Raw genomic sequence first — 3,001 nt, forward strand, 5'->3', positions numbered from 1 at the left:
GATTAGCTTAGCCTTCCTGCGAATACTCTTGAAAAGATTCTAAACACGTTCTAAGACCAGCACTACTACGTACCGGAAAAAGATCATCGCTACCCGCGATATGTCGCAGGTATTCCAACAAATTATTGACCTTAATCACAACTAAAATTATGGGACCTCAGAAAAGATTTTACCAGAATAGTTATTAACCGTTCTTGCCAACTGACAAGAACGGTTTTTTTGAAAATAAAATTTTTCCTTACAAAACTATACAGTGTGCTGTATAGTTTATTGGTGAGGTGATTAAATGAACGAAGATGAAATGATTGCACGGCAACTGTTACAGTTAGCCCGCAGAATCAAGCAGAGACGGAATCTCCATATTCAAGACTTGAATTTAACAACGGTCCAGGGTGACGCCTTGAAGTACTTTTTTGATCATCCTAATCAGACTATTGCAATGTTTAAGGATTATCAAGGGATTACCCATCAAACCGCGCGGGTAATCGTACAACATTTAGTACATTTGGGAATCGTCACTTTGGCACCCAACCCTAAAGATGGTCGGTCAAAACTAGTCGTGTTAACACCGCTAGGATTTGCCAAGTACGGTCAGTTAGACAAACACGGATGGCAAACCAGTGAAGAACTCTTTGCTGGGTTTACACCAGAAGAACAGCGGCAATTTTTAACATTAGTGCGGCGCGCCAATGCGAACTTGGAAAGGAAATGACCTGCGTGAAAACACGCTTATATACCAAAGATGTGACATTAGTTTTAGTAGCAAGTTTCTTTTATTTAATGAGTCCGATGTTAATTAATCCAGTTATTGCTGGCTTTGCGGCAAATGCCGGAGCAAGCAGTATTTTAGCGGGTGTGATTGCCGGTGCCATGAACTTAACGGCACTGGTGTTACGACCATTAGCCGGTAATTTAACCGACCGCGTTTCGAAGTATAAATTAACCCTAATTGGTGGATTGTTAATCTTATTAGCAAGTTTAGGCTATACTTTTACAACTAACGTGGCGTTAATCATAATTTTTCGGATTATTAATGGACTTGGCTATACGCTGTGTTCAGTCTGCATGGCGACCTGGATGGCAGCCTTATTGCCAGCCGATCGGATTGGTTCCGGAATGGGCATTTACGGCTTAGCCAGTGCCCTAGGAATGGCAGTCGGCCCAGCAGTTAGTGTCTATTTATATCAACACTATAGTTATCAAAGCGTCTTTTGGGTTGCGTCAGCGTTTAGTATTTTACTGCTAATTGTGATTCAATTCGTCGGTAACCGAGGTGTGCCTAGTCCCACGCAACAAACGGCCACGACAACGCCAAAGAAATTTCAGTTTGTTCAACCGAAAGTCGTTCCCCTAGCCACAATTTTACTGTTAATCTCGTTACCATATTTCGCTACGGAAACGTATATTGTGAGTTACATCGCTCATCGCCACTTTGCAGTGCCAGCAGGTGCTTTCTTTCCAGCTTATGCCATTATTTTGCTAATTATGCGGCTGGTGCTACGCGATGCGTTTGATAAGGTCCCGTTTAAAAAATTCTTCTGGTTAGGATTAGGGTTTAACCTGTTAGGACTGATTGGCCTAACTGATTTAAGTAATTGGTTCATGTTATTTTTGGGGGCGTTTGGATTTGCGGCTGGCTATGGTTTGATGTTTTCAGTTTGCCAGGCCAAGGCGTTAACACTGGTTCCAATGTCAGACCGTGGTTTAGCGAACAGTACCTTCTACATTGGTGTGGATCTAGGTATGTCAGGCGGCCCAATGTTAGCGGGACTAATCACGGCCTTCTTACCGTGGGCATGGCTCTACCCAGTCATGGCACTGACATTACCATTGGCAGTTGTCGTTTACCTCGCCAATCGACGGTTATTAGGATAAGATAATATTTCTCACGGAAATAGACCCTTTCAAAATTTCATTGAAAGGGTCTTTTTTTACATGAATATCCGTACCCGGATCGTTTTTATTAAAAAGTCAGTTCAATTAGTATACCTTTTGATGATTAACAAAACACAGTCTAAATTGAATTGCTAATCAATAAAGTTCGTCTCATGCTTCTCATCTTTATGTTTCTTTGGATATCCAAAAAAGAGTCGCTTTATATTTACGAGAAAAGCATTCAAAATTATACTTTACATCATTAAACCAAACCGTCGCTGTATTCAAATCGTCAGTGTCACTCCTATAAATACTGTGTCGATAGAAACTATCTTGCCAAATTCCCCCACACCTCTGTGAGCAAGCCATCTTATGAAAGTGGTGAGTGTTGTGCGTAAAGCATTCCAACTATTTAAAGACTACCTGTCATGTCTACCGATTTTTATCATCAGTTTTTATTTTGTCACAGCACAACCTGATGGTCGCTTTAGCTTAACTTGGAACCCGCTTAATTTACTGCTCGTTTGCTCTTATCTTTTAACCTATCCCCTAGCTTTGCGGTGGCTACCTTTCTTTCACAACAAGTCCCTTTATATGCAGTCCTACGTGACTTTAGGCATCAGCCATTACCCACATCATGCTATACTGTACGACAAGTTAAAGCTTCGCGATGATATCGTCAGTGTAATGGCTATTTGGGCCCTACATGGTATTGTGTTTCTGTTTTCAATTCCAGTAGTGATTGTCATAGGCTGTTTTCGTATTATGAGGGCTCTGCTACATCCCAAATAACTATTTTGGCGCACAAAAAAAGCGTTATATCAATGATATAACGCTTTTTTAAGGTACTTAGAGCTTTCTGAAAACCTCTTAGTACCGGCGATCGGGGTCGAACCGCCCGCTGTATCCATTGGGGCCCAACGTGTACGCCAGTCAATTTTGGAATGTGCACCAAATGTGCACCAACTTTTCCCGGGTAGTTTTTATACATAAATGGTTTTGATTTCAGGGGGGCTTGAGCGGGCTCGGAGAGCTCAAGCCCCCCTTGCACCTGTCGCTAGGCGTTCTTCAGCAAGTAAATCAAAATTAATATCAAGACGATATAATTCATGAAAACTACCTCCTT

At 41.7% G+C, this 3,001-nt stretch carries 2 protein-coding genes; both read left to right on the forward strand.

Annotated features, from left to right (window positions below):
- Positions 1-286 precede the first annotated feature (286 nt).
- Positions 287-712 carry a MarR family winged helix-turn-helix transcriptional regulator gene (locus tag IV64_RS07415; protein WP_057706639.1) on the forward strand — a complete coding sequence of 142 codons (426 nt, stop codon included), beginning with the start codon at positions 287-289 and terminating at the stop codon, positions 710-712.
- Positions 713-717: 5 nt separating this feature from the next.
- Positions 718-1,875, forward strand: a complete 1,158-nt coding sequence (locus IV64_RS07420; protein ID WP_237757318.1) for an MFS transporter — start codon at positions 718-720, stop codon at positions 1,873-1,875.
- The last annotated feature ends 1,126 nt before the right edge of the window (positions 1,876-3,001 follow it).

The sequence above is a fragment of the Lactiplantibacillus xiangfangensis genome, assembly GCF_001438845.1.
Lineage (GTDB): Bacteria > Bacillota > Bacilli > Lactobacillales > Lactobacillaceae > Lactiplantibacillus > Lactiplantibacillus xiangfangensis.